This window comes from Planktothrix pseudagardhii, from assembly GCF_904830925.1.
In the GTDB taxonomy this organism is placed as follows: Bacteria; Cyanobacteriota; Cyanobacteriia; order Cyanobacteriales; family Microcoleaceae; genus Planktothrix; species Planktothrix tepida.
Window position 1 is genome coordinate 5,466,059 of record NZ_LR882967.1, and the last position, 15,916, is coordinate 5,481,974.

A 15,916-nucleotide genomic window follows, 5' to 3' on the forward strand; every position below is an offset into this window, starting at 1 on the left:
GACGGTAGGGACAATTCATGAATTGTCCCTACCACTCATGAATTGTCCCTACCACTCATGAATTGTCCCTACCACTCATGAATTGTCCCTACCACTCATGAATTGTCCCTACCACTCATGAATTGTCCCTACCACTCATGAATTGTCCCTACCACTCATGAATTGTCCCTACCACCAATCAAATCGGATTGCTATACTAACAACTCTGTTTATATTTTCTGATCAGAATATAGTTTGAGAGAAAAACCAGAAAACTAACACAGAAACCGGATTTCTGGAATGGTTAATGCGATTTTGATGAATACGCATTACCACTAGAAACCCGATTTCTTTAAAACGGCCTAAAACTAAAACCTAAAATGAGTGAAAGGCTTACTCATCAGATACTGTCAAGATTATAGTATCAGTGTAGTTACCTTTTTGTGGTGTAGATGGGTTGGTAAACTGAATGTATAAGTCTAGATCACCCTCCACTACCCGGGTGAAACTACTTAAGTTACTAAAGTTATTGGCTTGCCCCCCGTCACCAACTATGTCAAGTTCGTATTGACGGCTAGCACTAGGATTACTAGTATTAAGCAAAGTACCGTTATTTGTCGAGGTTGCAGTTATTGTTGCAGCCCCAAAATTAGTTGTAACAACAAGGTCAGCAATTTTGAGATTGTTTTCTACCCCTGCTGTAGATAAAGGTAAGTTAGTAGCGACAGTAGTTGTTGTTGACGTGATGCTAACAGTTGCAGGAACACTGCCACCAATTTGAATAGTATCAGTTGCTGTTTGAGCAAAGGCGGCTGATTGAAGACTAATGGCAGCAACGGGACTGAGAATTAAGCTAGAAGCAACTAGAAAACGACGTAAAGACATAGATGATACCAATAGTTGAAGGATTAAGTAGACACAAAAGGCACAACACGGGTAGGGAGGGTTGGGTTCAGCATAGCTGAAAGAAAAACCTGTAATCCAGTCTCCATAGATTATTTTACTTATGGAAACGATGTTACTGGTGTTGATGGTAACAGTATTTTGAGTTCCTATCTGTTTCATAATATACTCCGTAAACTAGGATGTCAAGGAATTGTAAAGTAATTGTCAGGGAATCTTGACATAAAGGCGGGATCGCTGGCTGCATAGGCATTTTAGGCGAGGGTGATCATCTCTCCAACGGATCAGCCCGTTGTTCAACCTGTGTAACATTTGAGAGTTACCCCATGTCAACGAGCAACATCAAAAAAACAATTCAAGTGTTTTATACTAATTGAGGGAATAAAATTCACCTCGATTCGTTAATTTTTAAATCAAGTCAACAACCCACCACTAATCGGAGTACCGATATAGTGGGGGCTTGAAATATAGCCCAAGTTGACCAGACTAAGCCTAACAGCTACGTTAGCGGTAAGTGTTAAAGTTCTTACCTACAAATGCGAAGCTAGTTTGTAGCTCTAAAACTTAAAAGTTAAACAGGTTTAAAGGGTTAAGCCAGTGCTTTTGAGAAAGTACCGACCGCTAACATTGTCGAAGCTAACTTTACCCTAGAAATAGGAGTCATTTCATGTCTAACTACGTTTTTGTAATTGATGCGAATAAAAAACCTCAATCTCCGATACATCCTGCTCAAGCTCGATTGTTATTGGATCAAGGTCAAGCTGCTGTTTATCGTCGTTATCCGTTCACCCTTATTCTGAAGGAGTCAAAACCCAATCCTGAAATAGAACCAATTACTCTCAAAATTGACCCCGGTTCAAAAACTACCCGGATTGCATTAGTTCAGGGAAACAAAGTAATTTGGGGAGCAGAATTGACTCATCGAGGTCAAGTCATTAAAATGTCTTTGGAATCCCGACGTTCATTACGCCGTTCCCGAAGAAATCGTCATACTCGATATCGTCAAGCACGGTTTTTAAACCGAAAAAGACGTGAAGGTTGGTTGGCTCCCAGTCTTCAACATCGAGTCGAAACAACTTTAACTTGGGTGAATAAATTAATTAAGTTTGCGCCCATTAGTTCAATTGTTCAAGAGTTGGTTAGATTTGACTTGCAGCAACTTGAAAATCCTGAAATCTCTGGAATTGAATATCAACAAGGAGAGTTACAAGGATACGAAGTTCGACAATACTTACTGGAGAAATGGAGTAGAAAATGTGCTTACTGTGGGATAGAAAACGTACCCCTAGAAGTAGAACATATTCATCCTAAATCTAAAGGCGGAACTGACCGGATTTCTAATCTTTGTTTAGCTTGTCATGACTGTAACCAAAAGAAAGGGAGTCAAGATATTCAAGATTTCCTATCAGGTAAACCTGACTTACTGCAACGGATTTTGAAACAAGCTAAACAACCGTTAAAAGATGCTACAGCCGTTAATTCAACTCGGTGGGTATTATTTAATAAATTAAAAGAAATGGGTTTACCTATTTCAACGGGTTCAGGTGGGTCAACTAAATTCAATCGAACTCTATTAAACTTACCTAAAACCCATTGGTTAGATGCAGCTTGCGTTGGGAAAGTTGAAGCTTTAAAGGTCTTAATTAATAAACCTTTATTGATTAAGGCAACAGGTCATGGATCAAGACAAATGTGTCGAACAGACAAATTTGGTTTTCCCTCTCGTTATGTTCCCCGCTTTAAATTTGTCAAAGGGTTTCAAACAGGCGATATTGTTAAAGCCGTTGTTACCAAAGGCAAGAAAATAGGAACCTATTTTGGACGAATTGCTGTTCGTTCTAGCGGGAGTTTTAATATCACCCTAAAAACAGCAATTATTCAAGGCATCAGCTACAAATATTGCACAACAATTCACAAAAAGGATGGTTACTTGTATGCAGCATAGACCCCGACCCCTTTTTCCTCTCACCGCTAATCGGAGTACCGATTTAGCGGGAGTCTCCAAAGGGGAAGACAAATGAAACAATTAAAATTTTGGAAACGGTTGGGTTTGTTATTCGTTTTGGGTTTATTTTTAAGCTGGGGTGTCAGTTGCTCCACCTCTTCCCCAACTGCTCAAAACCGTCAGCCAGAAATTGAATTTTGGACAATGCAACTCCAACCCCAATTTACCGATTATTTTAATCAACTGATTGTTAATTTTGAAACCGAAAATCCAGGGTTAAAAGTGAAATGGGTTGATGTTCCTTGGTCTGCGATGGAAAGTAAAGTATTAGCCTCCGTTGCTGCCAAAACCGCCGCCGATGTGATTAACTTAAATCCTGATTTTGCCGCCTTATTAGCGGGACGAAATGCTTGGTTAAATCTCAATGAAACCGTTCCTGAAAGCGTTCAATCTCAATATTTACCGAATATTTGGCAAGCGAATAAAATAGAAGTTTGTCCGAATAATCAATGTCAAACCGTAACCTTTGGAATTCCTTGGTATTTAACAACTCAAATTACAATTTATAATCAACAACTCTTGCAACAAGCGGGAATTTCTCAACCGCCAAAAACCTATTCAGAATTAGCACAAGTCGCCCAAAAAGTCAAAGAAAAAACAGGCAAATATGCGGTTTTTGTGTCTTTTGTTCCAGAAGATTCGGCTCAAGTGTTACAATCTATCGTTCAAATGGGAGCGGAATTAATCGATAATAAAGGTAAAGCAGCGTTTAATACTCCCCAAGGAAAAGCGGCTTTTCAATATTGGGTTGATTTATATCAAAAAGACCTACTTCCCAAAGAAGTTTTAACTCAAGGACATCGCCGTGCTATTGAATTATATCAATCTGGAGACATTGCTATCTTAACATCAGGGCCACAATTTTTAAAAGCAATTGCTCAAAATGCGCCAACGGTTGCTAAGGTTTCTGTTCCCGCGCCTCAAATTACTGGAGATACGAAAAAAACCACCGTTGCGGTGATGAATTTAGTGATTCCGAAATCAACAGATGTTCCTGAAGCTGCTGTCAAATTTGCTTTATTTGTTACTAATAGTACCAATCAACTCGCTTTTGCTAAAGCGGCTAATGTTTTACCATCAATTCAGGATGCTCTTAAAGATAGTTATTTTACCACTCTTCCTGCTAATCCAACAACGGCGGATCAAGCTCGTTTAGTGAGTGCACAAGAACTTAAAAATGCCCAGGTTTTAATTCCCCCTCAAAAAGATATTAAACAGTTGCAAAAAATTATTTATGATAATTTACAAGCTGCAATGTTAAATCAAAAAACTGTTGATCAAGCGATCGCAGATGCCGAAAAAACCTGGAATGAAAGATAATAATCAGTTATCAGTTATCAGTTATCAGTTATCAGTTATCAGTTATCAGTTATTAGTTATCAGTTATTAGTTATCAGTTATCAGTTATCAGTTATCAATTATTAATTATCAATTAATGGTAAAATTTATATTGCAAATTAGAAATCTTATGAAATTTTCGATTGTTGATGTTTTTGCGGAAATCAAATATTCTGGAAATCAATTAGCGGTAATTTGGGGTGACGGAGTTGAGTCGTTATCCGATGAAGAAATGCTCAAAATTGCCCAAGAAATGAATTATTCAGAAACAACCTTTATTACTGCTTCTGAACCTAAAAATGGCGGTTATCCGGTGCGAATTTTTACCCCTAAACGAGAATTACCTTTTGCGGGTCATCCCACGTTAGGAACGGCTTATATCATTCAACAGGATATCATTAAAACCTCGGTTGAACAAGTGATTTTAAATTTAGGGGTGGGTCAAATTCCGGTGAGGTGGAAAACCTCAGAAACGGGAAAACAAATTCTATGGATGCGACAAAATCCTCCTGAATTGACTCAAATTTATGATCGGGAAGTATTAGCATCGGTCTTAAATTTGCAAGGATCGGATTTTGATGAACGTTATCCTATTCAAGCGGTTTCTACGGGTATTCCTTTTATTATTGTTCCGTTAAAAACCCAATCTGCATTAAAACAAGCGCAGGTTAATTTTGAACACTATTCAGAGTTTATTCAAACCACAACGACGAAAGAAATTTTTATGTTTTGTCCCGAAACTTATCACCCCAATAATCAGATTTGTGCTAGAATGTTTGCACCAGCTTTAGGAGTTCCTGAAGATCCAGCAACGGGAAGTGCTAATGGGTGTTTAGCCGGATATCTTTCCCATTATGCTTATTTTGGTTCCGATCTCGTTAATATTCAAGTTGAACAAGGATATGAAATTGATCGTCCTTCTTTACTGTTATTAAAATCTCAAAAAATAGGAGATTTAATTCAAGTTGAAGTCGGGGGAAATGTAGTTAAAGTTGCTGAAGGAAGTTTAGTTTAATTCAAGAAACCGGGTTTCTGATTAAACCGACTTGCATTCATAAATATCTATTAAGAAACTCGGTTTCTCAAGAAACCGGGTTTCTGATTAAGACTGCTTGCATTCATAAATATCTATTAAGAAACCCGGTTTCTGATGGCGATCGCATTTCCTAAGTTTTTTTAATCTAAATTCACTTTAACCTTAGTTTCATCCCAATTAGTTTCAACTCGCCAGTTTGGATCTTTATTTTCTTGGAAATCCGCGTTAATTTGATCAGTAACTTGATGGAGTTTATCTTGAGATAAACCTTCTTGATTTGAAGTTTCAGCTTGAGATTCATTAATCCCAATACTAACAATTTCTAAAGCGTCACCCGACTGAGAAGATTCATCGGGAGTTGAGGGATGTTTAGCACCGGGTTGAGACATTTTATCACTCCTTTAGAAAAATAGGGTATAGAATTCCATTGTAACCTTGAATTGAAAAATTTGTGATTCTGAAACTTAAGTTTTATCTAAAATCCCAAAAATATTAGATAATATTAGAAAACTTTTATTTAATTCAAAACCTTAATAATAAAAAAACATCTTTAATTCCTAATTAAAAGGGTAAATCTTCCTCAAATTCTGGCGAATTTTCTAAAGGTTTAGCTTGGGAATCAATCAACGATTCAGCTTGTTTAATTTTTTCAAACAAGGAAGATCGAGATTGTTGTCGTTTTTGGATTAATTTATCAATATTATATTTCACCCTTAATTGTTCTCGCTGATCTTTCGGTAAAGGTTCATAATCAGGAAGAAAATCCTTGGCAGTGACCAGGGGAACTCTAGGGCCTAATTTCTCAATGGGCATTTGAGGAAGACGATCTAAAAAATAATCTCGTCTGTTTCTAATTTGTTCAGATTTATTTTGAATTTCCGTTACAATTGCGATAATTTGACTCAAATGATGGCTGGATAAAGCCAACTGAATATCAAGGCTTTCTATAGGGAGTCCCAAAGCTTGAACTTGTTGTAAAAGCTGAGGAGGAATATGATCCAAATTAGGCGGATTAACCGTTGTCTTTAACGTGATTAAAGCTTGAGTTAATTGGGTTTCAATTTCCTGGATCATGTCTCGGTTTTGATCTTGTGAAACCGGATTCTGTAATAAATATTGTAGCTGTTGGGTTGCTTGTTGCAACAGTTCCAGGGTCGCTTGAAGGTGGGGAGCATTCATGAGAGAATCTTAACAAGAGGAGAGCTAAAGTTCAGGATTGTTAATGTTGTAGAGTCATTCAATCTCTTCAAGTTCTTGTGTAGATTGCCATCCCGGTTGCCAGAGAGAACGATCTTTAAGTTGTTGAGCATTTAACCAAAATCTGACCGTGGGATCACAAGAGGCCACCAATTCAGCAAAGACCCATTTCCCTTGATTTTTCCGGTTAACAACTTGAAAATGTCGCCAACCCCAAGTTTGTTGATTTGATGTCCATTTCGAGCCTAACAGGTAAGGGAATTTTTGCTTTTTGGCCATGTTTGAGAATAGGACATTGAACGAACTGTGATTGTTGAAAATTGTGACAGATGTGTTACCCATTTGCCAAGGTCATCCATTAATACGACAGATTGTCATAGTTCGTGGTAAGATGTTCCAGAGAGCTTAGAAAGTTATATTTTCTAGAGGCAAGTTATGAATCGGATTGTTTCAGTGTCCAAGCGGGTCGCTTTAGTTTTATCTGTGGCCTTTTTGATGATTAGCACATTTGTTTTCGGTGCTTCTTCAGCCTCCGCAGAAACCTATTCAGTTAAAATGGGTGCTGATAGCGGAATGTTACAATTTGTTCCTAGCAAATTAACCGTAAAACCGGGCGACACTATTAAGTTTGTCAATAACAAACTTCCTCCCCATAACATGGTTTTTGATAAAGCCAAATCTCCTGATGCTGCCGTTGCTGAAAAGCTTTCTCATAAGAAATCCCTGTTCAGTCCGGGTGAATCCTTTGAAATTTCTTTCACCGATGATATGCCTGCTGGCGTTTATTCCTACTACTGTGAACCCCACCGTGGCGCAGGAATGACGGGTCAAATTGTGTTAACAAAATAATTAGAGTTTTATTACTCTAATTTCTGAATTTATAATTAATTCTGGGTAGTTTTTTGTTGAGTATAAAACGAACAAGAGACTACCCATCCGTTTATTCAAGGTCAAAAAGAAGGCGTTTGTTTATTTTTTCGCGAGGAGTGTCAACAATAGTTATAATCTGTACCATCATAACTAACAGGATTTCTAAAATAAGCAACTAAATTATTAAGATTATCACGGCATTGACGAGTATTACCTTTTCCATCCACCGGAATTTCAACAGGTTGACGCACTTCAAAATAACGCCGAATAAAGGGATCAATTGAGGTGGCTTGGGTAGGTAAACTCCAGCTAAATAAGCTCATCCCTAAAATCAGAATAGTCAATAAAAAATGCACAAAAAGCTTAGAATATCCCATGAATAATGTATTTCCTCTGTTGAGTTCAACATCCTTCTAAAATTTTAGACTTTAGATCTTAGATTGAAGATGATTCTGTGTGGGTTTCTCAACGCTGAGGAGGAAAAATCCAAACACCTGTACCATCCAAAACCTAAAACCTAAAGTCTAAAATTATGAGGTTTTAACTGATATTAGCGGAGGTATTTTCCTCCACCCCACTGTTCAGGGCGAACTTTGGGTTCTAATAACAGATATCCAGCTAGATTGTATAAATCCTCATCTTCCAGATTTCGCATGACAACGAAAATATCTGAACTCTTGGTGCTGGGATGTGTTTCTGAAATTTCCTCCAACCCATCATAGGTTTTGGGATTTTTAATAAATGCGATCAGAGCCTCAATATTATCGCGGGAGGGAGACGCACCGGCTAAGGTTGCAGGACTGAGGTTAATATCAGGATTTGTCTTAGTCATTCCCAAAGCATGACATGAGGCACAAGCCTTATTGAATACGCTTTTACCTTTGCTCAGTTGCTTTTCAGTGAGGACAACGGTTTGGCCTTGGTCATTCAGAGGTAAAGTCCGAAGTTCTTTGGTCAATTCTACCGCATTCGCCTGGTTGACAAACAGTTGAAAGGTGAAAAATACAGTGGCTACTGCCAGCCAAAAGTATCTTTTGAGCATGGTTCTCCTTATAGCTAAGTTAGTTATTGAAGGCTTAATACCGTCTTGGCTTTATCCGCTCTTCAGAAGTCAGTTCAGTTTCGGTTCAGATGTTCAATGTACCTGATCCCGGTCATGGGCTGATCATTATTTGTCAATCGTCTATTGTTATTTACCTTTTTTGAGCGTCTGCGAAATATAATTTCACAGATGCTAGTTTCCATACCTGATTAAGGTTGATCAAACTCGGTGAACTCGGACGACTGGCTTAAAGTTCTGATGTAGGACATCAAAGCTTTAGCATCCTCAAGCGCCAAGCGGGTTTGAGGATGTTGATATGAAATGCCCAACTGATCGCACAGCTTGAGTACAGCCTCAACTGGGAGATTGTAATCCTCTGCTATTTCTGTAATTGACAGGTCTGCAAAACCCATGAGTCTAGTTGCTGACAGGTCTTGATCAAAAATTATAGGAACCTTTGGTATCTCTGAAAACAGCCAATTTTCTGTCCTGGGTTTGACTGTTGAGCATTTGTTCCTGCCTATCCTACAACCCCCACCCTTTTTCCTCGCCTGAATGAAACCTCGTCAAAATCTTATACAGACTTCGACGGTGAGATTTCATGGGATAGGTCTACTTCAGGATGGGCAGAGGTGAAGGTTTTAACTTCTGGACAGTGGGAAAAAGAGCCAGTATTTTGGGGAGGGCGATGCAGACGAATCAGTTGAGCCAGAGTTTTCTTCAGTTGAGTCCGGGGAACAATTGCATCGACAAACCCATAAGACAATAAGTATTCCGAGGTTTGGAAGTCATCGGGTAACTTTTCCCGCAGGGTTTGTTCGATGACTCGTCTTCCCGCAAAACCAATGGTGGCTTTAGGTTCGGCTAAAATCATGTCCCCTAACATGGCAAAACTCGCCGTCACCCCGCCGGTGGTCGGATGGGTGAGAACCGGAATATACAGGAGTCGGGAGTCTTGATGTCGATGCAACGCAGCCGAGATTTTAGCCATTTGCATCAAGCTCAACATTCCTTCCTGCATCCGTGCCCCACCCGATGCACAGATAATAATCACGGGATAGCGTTCTCTGGTACCGTGTTCAATCAGGCGGGTGAGTTTTTCTCCTACCACAGAGCCCATACTCCCACCCATAAACCGGAAATCCATAACGCCGAGGGCAACGGTTTCTCCATCTAGTAACCCAACCCCCGTTTGTACCGCATCGGATAACCCGGTTTTTTCCCGTGTTTCCCGCAGTCGATCACTATAGGATTTGCGATCGCGGAATTTCAGGGGATCAACGGCACACATTTCAGCATCTAGGGGCATCCAGGTATTGGGATCAATCAGTTGCTGAATGCGTTCATCGCTATGCACTTGGAAATGGTGACTACATTCCAAACAAACCATATTATTGGCTTGTAGGTCTTTGGCATACGTTAAAGCATTGCACTGTTCGCACTTAACCCATAACCCATCAGCAATTTCCCGTTCCTGGGGTTCAGGACTGCTCGGTAATGATTTGCGCCGATTTGCGAACCAATCAAATAGAGACATTAAAGATTGTTTTGACCTTTCAGTTTCTAATTTAAAAAATGAGGCGTTTGGAAATTGGGGGATTCCCGTAGGCCCCAGGATTAAATTTTAAATCTTTACTATAATAGAACGATCTACATCAAATCAATCACGTTAATCTACAGATTCTAATTCTTCCTCAATAGGACTTAATAACAACAAGGCTGCCCATTGATGTTCTGCTAAAACTTGTAATCCTATGGGGCTACCCATTCCCAGGGAAGAACACACCCCCAAGTCAATCATCCGCGTGGGAATATCCTGAGCTTCTAAGACTTGCTGCATGAGATCCGCTTCCCATCGCAGGGCTGTTGTTTTAATCGTAATCCAAGGCATAGAAATCAGTTATCAGTTATCAGTTATCAGTCATCAGTCATCCCTTCTCCCCCGCTCCCCCTGCTCCCCTTCATAGAGGAAAAAATAAACTGAGGTAGGCTGATAACAGGGTTTGTCCCCAGAGGGCTGTGATAGCCGTAGCGAGGGCTAGGAAGGGACCGAAGGGGATGGGTTGACGACGATTGATTAATTTAAGGGCGATCGCTCCTCCGCCGACAAAAGCGCCTAAACCGCAGGCGATAAATCCAGCCACGAGTAAATATTTCCATCCTAACCAAGCTCCCATCATGGCGGCGAGTTTACTATCTCCAGCCCCCATAGCGGTTTGTCCCATAACGAGGGTTCCGACAAAGGAAATAATATCAAAGAGCCATATTCCTAGAACAGCCCCTAAAATTCCCACCATCAAGCCATTACTCAGGGGTGAGGGTGTTGTTAAGGCTTGGGTGAGTTGAAATCCTAACCCTAATATTAACCCCGACTGGGTGAGCACATTGGGCAGCGTGTAGGTATCTAAATCAATCAACGATAGAGCAATTAACCAACTAAATAAAACCCAATAGCCCACCGTTTGGGTGAAGTTTGGGGAGATTAAAAATATTAATAAAAATAAGAGTCCTGTGGTGGCTTCTACGAGGGGATAGCGGATGGAAATGGGGGTATGGCAATGTTTACAACGTCCCTGAAGCCACAACCAACCAAACACGGGAATATTTTCTGAGGGACTCAACCGCGTTAGACATCGGGGACAGCGAGAGGGAGGATGCAGTATGGATAACCCGGCGGGAATTCGATAGATGACCACGTTGAGAAAACTGCCGATGGATGCTCCAAACGCAAACACAATTAAATAGGCAGGTAAACTCAGTATAATACCCATGTTAAATCCTGACTCCTAACTTTTGGAGTTAAAACAAATCAGCTTCAATGCGTTCAAAAGGAATAAAATATTCCCCTGGTAGTAAAATGGGTTGACCCGAAAATAATAAGCAACTGCGATAATTGCTAGGGTTGATTGCCACTCCCAAGGGTCGTCGCATTCGTTGAGCATGAACTTCTACATAGGCATAATAGAGATGTTTCGCTACCCTGATTAAGTCAGCATCAAGCTGATAGGGAGCCATTGGAGGGTTCAGGAAGGATTCAGTTTCGAGTTGTAAGGCTTGTACCACGATCGCTCCTCAATGACAAATTTTAGAGGAAGAAAACAGCGTTGATTTAATATAAGTTGAGTTGATTCCCAAATCTAAAATTAAAATTTTATGATAAACGATAAACCGACTTTACTCGCACTTGATTTTGACGGGGTTGTTTGTGATGGACTGTTAGAATATTTTGAAACCGCATGGCGCAGCTATTGTCAACTGTGGTCGCCTCCTGATGGGATTTCACCGGAAGCATTAGCCCCCATTTTCTATCGAACTCGCCCTGTGATTGAAATTGGTTGGGAAATGCCGATTTTAATTCGAGCTTTGGTTTTAGGGATTTCGGAATCTGATATTTTACAGAATTGGTCAAGAATTGTTCATCATATTGTTACGGAAGAACAATTAAAAGCGGAGGTGATTGGCCCTCATTTGGATGGAGTTCGAGATCAATGGATTAATCAGGATTTATCCGGTTGGTTAGGATTACATCGATTTTATCCGGGTGTGATAGAACGAATTAAACCCCTAATTGAGCAGTCTTTTTTGGTTTATATTATTACAACAAAGGAGGAGCGATTTGTGCGATCGCTTCTTCAACAACAAGGGGTTACACTTCCCGAAGGTCGAATTTTTGGTAAAGGTTATAAACGTCCGAAAGCGCAAATCTTACGCGAATTATTAACAACAATTCAGCCTAATCCTAATATTTGGTTTATTGAAGATCGGTTACAAACCTTATTTGCGGTGCAACAACAACCCGATTTAAACTCAGTTCAATTGTTTTTAGCGGATTGGGGCTATAATCTACAACAAGAACGAGATTTTACGTTAGAATATCCTAGAATTAATTTATTATCTCTGTCTCAATTTAGGCAGGATTTTTCAGATTGGTTAAAAAATTAATCTTTTTAAGTTCGGGCTGTAGAGACGTGCCATGGCGCGTCTCTACTTTAGATGCTTAACCGCTTAACAACTGATTAAGCTAAACCTTGAGACAGAAAACCCGCCCAATAGTAGGGACTTGCATAGGGATATTTTACCTCAGAACTATTTTTAGGGGCATTTACTTTTTCTCCTAAGCGCTCTGAAGAATTTTCTGAGAGTGAATTTTTTAATCCTTCCAGACTTTGACAACTTCTTAAATCCAGTTGTGCTAATCTTAACGCTTCTGGGCGGGTTTTTCCTTGGTCGAGATATTGATAATATAAAATAGTAAATACCGATGTGGCTTGATCTTCCACCGCCCACAATGTACTCACAACATTTCGCGCCCCTGCTGATAGAAAACCTGCGGCTAAGGATAACGGTTCATCGGTAATGGGAGTTAAGGTTAAATTAGTTTCGCAACAGGATAAAAATAAATCTGATAACTCTGGAAACCGTAAGGTAAAAATTGTGGCTAAATTTAGTTCTGCTTTATTCGCTAAAACTAATTTACAATTTTCGGGATGATTTAAGTCTGCATTAGCGTGATGGCTGGAATGTAACCGTTGCACTTTTTTCGCTAATTTGATATAATTATCTGGAGTAGCTTGTTCCTTTTTGAGATGATATTCTTCAGGAACTTGATAACGTTTTGCTAACTCTTGACATTCTTTTTCTGTATAGAATAAATCTCCGGTGGCATTTTCCACAATTCCCAATTGATGGGGTTTGGAAACCAACTTGCGATCGCTACAATATTTTAAAATTTGACAACTGGGAACGACTCTTAACCGAAAGCGATCGCTTAAATATTCCGGTAATTCTGTATTGTTTTCTGACTCGGTATAACTACTAGAAATCGGCTCACTAAAGCCCATTTGACGAGTTTTTGCGGTTTGGGTTTCGCCACTGGGAATAATAGAATTGAGATTCAACGGTAAAGCTGCAAAGGGCATTTGATGGAGATACAAATGGGGAATAATAATTAATTCTTCTATTCCCTGTAAATGGTTATCAATTAATTGATTAATTTGCAATCTTTGAGCAAGTTCACTAAGAAAATTACCCATATTTTGCAGCCATTGATTCTTGTTTTCGACATAAGGTTTTAACCAATTTTGTAAGATCCAATTTTGCAGGGTTTTGTATCCTTGACCGTCGCAGGTGTGGAGGGTGAGACTGGTTTCCCACCTTACTAAGGGGGGACTCAGGGGGGTCAAACGCCGCAACACAAAGGCAAACGTTTGATCATTGGTACTATAAAAACTAACAATAGCGGTGACATCATCCTGAATTAACTGCTGAATTTCTGCTAACTGAATCACATCGACTTCTATTTGACCTGCTAATACCGGATCATGACTGCGAATTTCTCGCCAAAGCTGCTTTCTTTCCGTTTCTAATTGTTCAATTTCTGCTAAAGTTTCTGGGGAGAGTTGACCAGTTTTTGATGGATTTTCCGGCGTATTCGGTGGGGGTGTTTGCTCTAACTGATTCATCCGTTGTTTCAAAGCATTATATTCCTTCACCAATTCCGGGGGAACTTCCGCATTGGGATAGAGATCCTTACTGGCAAATAAATCCGCTAACTGCCGACACCGCGATCGCTCTGCGGTTAATAATGCCTGTTGATAATTCCCCAAATTAATATAACATTGAATCGCATTGGCATAAACCCCAATGGCTGCGGCTAAAATCTCTTGACGCTGTTGATCGGTTTGCGCCCGACTGCGACTATTTTCTACTGCTTTCATCGCCCATTCATAGCCCTCCACTCCCCATTCCCAGTTCCCGATTTTAAACCCTACATTCCCGAAATTTCGTCCTGTTTTTACACAGTTTAGAGGTAATGTTTTGGGTTGATAAACTATTAACGCTTGTCGATAACAATCAACAGCCTGATCATACAGGTTTTGTTGTGCTTCCCCCTGAACTTCTGAGGCGAGTTTAGAATAGGCATTCCCCAGATTATTATTAGTCATTGCCCATTGTTGGGGGTAGGTCTGTTGTTGATAAACAATTAAAGCCTGTTGATAACAAGCGATGGCTGCTTTTAAATTCTCTTGGGTATTTTCTATTGCTGCTAGGTCTGAATAGGCATTCCCCAGATTATTATTAGTCATTGCCCATTGTTGGGGGTAGGTCTGTTGTTGATAAACAATTAAAGCCTGTTGATAACAAGCGATGGCTGCTTTTAAATTCTCTTGGGTATTTTCTATTGCTGCTAGGTCTGAATAGGCAGTCCCCAGATTATTATTAGTCATTGCCCAATCTTGGGGGTAGGTCTGTTGTTGATAAACAATTAAAGCCTGTTGATAACAAGCGATGGCTGCTTTTAAATTCTCTTGGGTATTTTCTATTGCTGCTAGGTTACGATAGGCAGTCCCCAGATTATTATTAGTCGTTGCCCATTGTTGGGGGTAGGTCTGTTGTTGATAAACTATTAAAGCCTGTTGATAACAAGCGATGGCTGCTTTTAAATTCTCTTGGGTATTTTCTATTGCTGCTAGGTCTGAATAGGCAGTCCCCAGATTATTATTAGTCGTTGCCCATTGTTGGGGGTAGGTCTGTTGTTGATAAACAATTAAAGCCTGTTGATAACAAGCGATGGCTGCTTTTAAATTCTCTTGGGTATTTTCTATTGCTGCTAGGTCTGAATAGGCAGTCCCCAGATTATTATTAGTCATTGCCCAATCTTGGGGGTAGGTCTGTTGTTGATAAACAATTAAAGCCTGTTGATAACAAGCGATGGCTGCTTTTAAATTCTCTTGGGTATTTTCTATTGCTGCTAGGTTACGATAGGCAGTCCCCAGATTATTATTAGTCATTGCCCAATCTTGGGGGTAGGTCTGTTGTTGATAAACTATTAAAGCCTGTTGATAACAAGCGATGGCTGCTTTTAAATTCTCTTGGGTATTTTCTATTGCTGCTAGGTCTGAATAGGCAGTCCCCAGATTATTATTAGTTTGCGCCCCTAATTCGGATTCTTCCTGACGATAACCCAAGACAAACTCATATCCCGCAATGGCAATTTTTTGAATATATCTAGGGTTTCCCAGAGGAAAATCGCTAATTCTAATACTGATATTTTCGACTAATGCTACTATTGTTTCTGTTGCTTCTGGGTGTGCTTCAAGAAATTCCGCAGCAACAACTGTTAAGACTTCCGCAAATTGTGGGTTGAGGAGATGGCGGTTATCGGCAAGCAGGGTATTTGATTGTTGAATATTTCTTTCATTTTCTGCTTGCAATAATCTTAGAATTAAGGTATAATAATCTTGAGGAGAATATTGATTAAATTGCTCATTGTCAGGGGATGGATAGGATAACAGCATCATTAATTCTTCTGCTATTTTTAACAACCATTGGGCGGTTTGTTCCTGTCCGTTTTCCGTTAGGGTTTCTGCTACCTTCTTCATCGTTAAGCATAACCCCATATCCACTAATTCAGCATGGTCTTGGAGAATTGTTACTTCCTCTCCGTTGGGACAATCAATCAATAGCTGAATTAAATTAAGGTAAGCGGCGAGGCGTTCTTCGTTCATGGGATGCTCCTCTGGGTTAATAATATTGTAGTGTGTGT

The 15,916-nt window shown here is 39.8% G+C and carries 17 protein-coding genes; 5 read left to right on the plus strand and 12 right to left on the minus strand.

What is annotated here, in order from left to right; all coding sequences use genetic code 11:
• Positions 1-372 precede the first annotated feature (372 nt).
• The gene (locus tag NMK36_RS23650; protein WP_254174765.1) at positions 373-1,044 is read right to left on the minus strand and encodes a hypothetical protein; all 672 of its coding nucleotides are present in this window, start codon (positions 1,042-1,044) and stop codon (positions 373-375) included.
• A 505-nt stretch (positions 1,045-1,549) separates the two neighbouring features.
• On the opposite strand from NMK36_RS23650, the gene iscB reads away from it, so the two are divergent.
• From iscB to NMK36_RS23665, 3 genes are all read left to right on the plus strand, one after another.
• Complete coding sequence (gene iscB / locus NMK36_RS23655; RefSeq protein WP_254174766.1) at positions 1,550-2,827, plus strand: RNA-guided endonuclease IscB; 1,278 nt, start codon at positions 1,550-1,552, stop codon at positions 2,825-2,827.
• Positions 2,828-2,899: 72 nt separating this feature from the next.
• Positions 2,900-4,207 carry an ABC transporter substrate-binding protein gene (locus NMK36_RS23660; protein WP_072718201.1) on the plus strand — a complete coding sequence of 436 codons (1,308 nt, stop codon included), beginning with the start codon at positions 2,900-2,902 and terminating at the stop codon, positions 4,205-4,207.
• 148 nt (positions 4,208-4,355) lie between these two features.
• Positions 4,356-5,240 (plus strand): PhzF family phenazine biosynthesis protein, encoded by an 885-nt coding sequence (locus tag NMK36_RS23665; protein WP_254174767.1) that lies wholly within the window; start codon positions 4,356-4,358, stop codon positions 5,238-5,240.
• A 161-nt stretch (positions 5,241-5,401) separates the two neighbouring features.
• Here the strand turns inward: NMK36_RS23665 and NMK36_RS23670 are convergent, their stop codons facing one another.
• The 3 genes from NMK36_RS23670 to NMK36_RS23680 form a co-directional block, all read right to left on the minus strand.
• A complete protein-coding gene (locus tag NMK36_RS23670; protein WP_072718200.1) occupies positions 5,402-5,650 on the minus strand; it encodes a hypothetical protein in 249 nt (82 codons plus the stop codon).
• Between the two features lie 172 nt (positions 5,651-5,822).
• Positions 5,823-6,440 (minus strand): hypothetical protein, encoded by a 618-nt coding sequence (locus tag NMK36_RS23675; RefSeq protein ID WP_072718199.1) that lies wholly within the window; start codon positions 6,438-6,440, stop codon positions 5,823-5,825.
• Between the two features lie 54 nt (positions 6,441-6,494).
• Positions 6,495-6,737 carry a TIGR02450 family Trp-rich protein gene (locus NMK36_RS23680; protein ID WP_072718198.1) on the minus strand — a complete coding sequence of 81 codons (243 nt, stop codon included), beginning with the start codon at positions 6,735-6,737 and terminating at the stop codon, positions 6,495-6,497.
• A gap of 156 nt (positions 6,738-6,893) precedes the next feature.
• Here NMK36_RS23680 and petE point away from each other — a divergent pair, with 156 nt between their 5' ends.
• Complete coding sequence (gene petE, locus NMK36_RS23685) at positions 6,894-7,307, plus strand: plastocyanin (protein WP_072718197.1); 414 nt, start codon at positions 6,894-6,896, stop codon at positions 7,305-7,307.
• Positions 7,308-7,447: 140 nt separating this feature from the next.
• Here the strand turns inward: petE and NMK36_RS23690 are convergent, their stop codons facing one another.
• From NMK36_RS23690 to NMK36_RS23720, 7 genes are all read right to left on the minus strand, one after another.
• Positions 7,448-7,651: a hypothetical protein gene (locus NMK36_RS23690; RefSeq protein WP_254174768.1), complete on the minus strand. Its 204-nt coding sequence runs from the start codon at positions 7,649-7,651 to the stop codon at positions 7,448-7,450.
• A 227-nt stretch (positions 7,652-7,878) separates the two neighbouring features.
• On the minus strand, positions 7,879-8,370 hold the full coding sequence (gene psbV, locus NMK36_RS23695; RefSeq protein WP_072718195.1) for a photosystem II cytochrome c-550: 492 nt from the start codon (positions 8,368-8,370) through the stop codon (positions 7,879-7,881).
• 209 nt (positions 8,371-8,579) lie between these two features.
• A complete protein-coding gene (locus NMK36_RS23700) occupies positions 8,580-8,783 on the minus strand; it encodes a translation initiation factor IF-2 (RefSeq protein WP_072718194.1) in 204 nt (67 codons plus the stop codon).
• Positions 8,784-8,944: 161 nt separating this feature from the next.
• Positions 8,945-9,907 carry an acetyl-CoA carboxylase, carboxyltransferase subunit beta gene (accD, locus tag NMK36_RS23705; protein ID WP_072718193.1) on the minus strand — a complete coding sequence of 321 codons (963 nt, stop codon included), beginning with the start codon at positions 9,905-9,907 and terminating at the stop codon, positions 8,945-8,947.
• 132 nt (positions 9,908-10,039) lie between these two features.
• Positions 10,040-10,261 (minus strand): hypothetical protein, encoded by a 222-nt coding sequence (locus tag NMK36_RS23710; protein ID WP_186440306.1) that lies wholly within the window; start codon positions 10,259-10,261, stop codon positions 10,040-10,042.
• 70 nt (positions 10,262-10,331) lie between these two features.
• Complete coding sequence (locus NMK36_RS23715) at positions 10,332-11,141, minus strand: prepilin peptidase (RefSeq protein WP_254174769.1); 810 nt, start codon at positions 11,139-11,141, stop codon at positions 10,332-10,334.
• A gap of 28 nt (positions 11,142-11,169) precedes the next feature.
• Positions 11,170-11,433: a hypothetical protein gene (locus tag NMK36_RS23720; protein ID WP_254174770.1), complete on the minus strand. Its 264-nt coding sequence runs from the start codon at positions 11,431-11,433 to the stop codon at positions 11,170-11,172.
• Between the two features lie 90 nt (positions 11,434-11,523).
• Between NMK36_RS23720 and NMK36_RS23725 the strand changes: the two genes are divergently transcribed.
• Positions 11,524-12,312: an HAD family hydrolase gene (locus NMK36_RS23725; protein WP_254174771.1), complete on the plus strand. Its 789-nt coding sequence runs from the start codon at positions 11,524-11,526 to the stop codon at positions 12,310-12,312.
• Between the two features lie 74 nt (positions 12,313-12,386).
• Here NMK36_RS23725 and NMK36_RS23730 read toward each other — a convergent pair whose 3' ends face one another.
• Positions 12,387-15,878, minus strand: a complete 3,492-nt coding sequence (locus NMK36_RS23730) for a CHAT domain-containing protein (RefSeq protein WP_254174772.1) — start codon at positions 15,876-15,878, stop codon at positions 12,387-12,389.
• Between the last annotated feature and the right edge of the window lie 38 nt (positions 15,879-15,916).

Excerpts from the sequence above, each read along its gene's own strand:
- NMK36_RS23650 (WP_254174765.1), bottom strand. The coding sequence starts at position 1,044 with ATGAAACAGATAGGAACTCAAAATACTGTTACCATCAACACCAGTAAC.
- iscB (WP_254174766.1), top strand. The coding sequence starts at position 1,550 with ATGTCTAACTACGTTTTTGTAATTGATGCGAATAAAAAACCTCAATCT.
- NMK36_RS23660 (WP_072718201.1), top strand. The coding sequence starts at position 2,900 with ATGAAACAATTAAAATTTTGGAAACGGTTGGGTTTGTTATTCGTTTTG.
- NMK36_RS23665 (WP_254174767.1), top strand. The coding sequence starts at position 4,356 with ATGAAATTTTCGATTGTTGATGTTTTTGCGGAAATCAAATATTCTGGA.
- NMK36_RS23670 (WP_072718200.1), bottom strand. The coding sequence starts at position 5,650 with ATGTCTCAACCCGGTGCTAAACATCCCTCAACTCCCGATGAATCTTCT.
- NMK36_RS23675 (WP_072718199.1), bottom strand. The coding sequence starts at position 6,440 with ATGAATGCTCCCCACCTTCAAGCGACCCTGGAACTGTTGCAACAAGCA.
- NMK36_RS23680 (WP_072718198.1), bottom strand. The coding sequence starts at position 6,737 with ATGGCCAAAAAGCAAAAATTCCCTTACCTGTTAGGCTCGAAATGGACA.
- petE (WP_072718197.1), top strand. The coding sequence starts at position 6,894 with ATGAATCGGATTGTTTCAGTGTCCAAGCGGGTCGCTTTAGTTTTATCT.
- NMK36_RS23690 (WP_254174768.1), bottom strand. The coding sequence starts at position 7,651 with ATGAGCTTATTTAGCTGGAGTTTACCTACCCAAGCCACCTCAATTGAT.
- psbV (WP_072718195.1), bottom strand. The coding sequence starts at position 8,370 with ATGCTCAAAAGATACTTTTGGCTGGCAGTAGCCACTGTATTTTTCACC.
- NMK36_RS23700 (WP_072718194.1), bottom strand. The coding sequence starts at position 8,783 with ATGGGTTTTGCAGACCTGTCAATTACAGAAATAGCAGAGGATTACAAT.
- accD (WP_072718193.1), bottom strand. The coding sequence starts at position 9,907 with ATGTCTCTATTTGATTGGTTCGCAAATCGGCGCAAATCATTACCGAGC.
- NMK36_RS23710 (WP_186440306.1), bottom strand. The coding sequence starts at position 10,261 with ATGCCTTGGATTACGATTAAAACAACAGCCCTGCGATGGGAAGCGGAT.
- NMK36_RS23715 (WP_254174769.1), bottom strand. The coding sequence starts at position 11,141 with ATGGGTATTATACTGAGTTTACCTGCCTATTTAATTGTGTTTGCGTTT.
- NMK36_RS23725 (WP_254174771.1), top strand. The coding sequence starts at position 11,524 with ATGATAAACGATAAACCGACTTTACTCGCACTTGATTTTGACGGGGTT.
- NMK36_RS23730 (WP_254174772.1), bottom strand. The coding sequence starts at position 15,878 with ATGAACGAAGAACGCCTCGCCGCTTACCTTAATTTAATTCAGCTATTG.